This is a genomic window from Streptomyces sp. NPDC054840 (assembly GCF_053611065.1).
On record NZ_JBSGZP010001168.1, the window covers coordinates 1 to 1,043 of the forward strand.

A 1,043-nucleotide genomic window follows, 5' to 3' on the forward strand; every position below is an offset into this window, starting at 1 on the left:
CCGGTGGCCCGGCCGGGCCGTCGGGCGAGCTGCCAGCCGAAGAGGGCGGGGCCCAGGCTCCGGCCGCGCGCCGCCAGCCGTCCCCCGGCGCGCGCCGCGAACGGCAGCAGGCGCAGGACCAGCAGCGTGCCCCCGCACAGGGCCAGGGCGGGAGCGGCGACCAGGACCGGGTCGACACCGAGCCCGCCGCCTGCGGAGGCGCCGGACGCGGGGGCGTCCGTACCGCCGTACTGCGAGAGCTGCTGGTAGCCGAGGACGGCGAGGACCAGGACCGCCAGGTCGACGCCGGAGCGGGCGGCGCCCGTCACCAGGGCCTGGCGGCTGCCCACGCGGCGCAGTACGGCGGCCGAGGCCCCGCGCAGGACGGAGGGCAGGGTCGTCAGGAGCACGCAGGCCAGGGCGCAGCCGCCCGCCACCGGCCAGACCAGCCAGGTGTCCGGGATCTCCAGGCGGACCCGCCCGAGGGGTCCGAAGTGTCCGAACAGCCGCAGCAGGGGCGGTGTGAGCAGGGGTGCCAGGACGGCCGCGGGCAGGGCGAGCAGCAGCGACTCGGTCGCGGTGAGCGCGCCGAGACGGCGGCGGGACGCGCCGCGCGCGGTGAGCAGGACCCGTTCCGGTTCCTGGCGGACGGTCAGGATGTGCGAGACGAGGAGCAGGGCGGCGGTCGACAGGACGGCGAGCTGGAGGGCGCCCATCAGCAGGGTGGAGCGGGCGACGACCGTGCCGGCACTCAGCTCGGCCAGGAGTCGGGGCAGTTCGGTGGCGGTCCGCAGCGAGCCGACGCGTTCGAGGGTGACGCTCGCGGGCTCGGTCGCGGTCCGCACGGCCTCCGCCTCGGCGGCGCGGACCGTGCGCAGGTCCGGGGTGAGCAGCGTGAGGCGGTGGTCCTGGTGGAGGCCGCCGGTGGTGAAGGCGCTGTCGTCCACCAGGAGCGGGCCGTAGACGGCGAAGGTGTCGGCCTGGACCTCGCGGCCGCCGAGCGGGTCGAGCCGCCAGTACGCGGCGTCCGCGTCGGCGGCCCGGTACACGCCGGTGACCAGCAC

At 77.7% G+C, this 1,043-nt stretch carries 1 protein-coding gene; it reads right to left on the reverse strand.

The genetic code is table 11. From position 1 onward, the window contains the following. A partial coding sequence (locus ACWGIU_RS38415) for an FtsX-like permease family protein (protein WP_453712790.1) occupies positions 1-1,043 on the reverse strand: 1,043 nt, incomplete at both ends.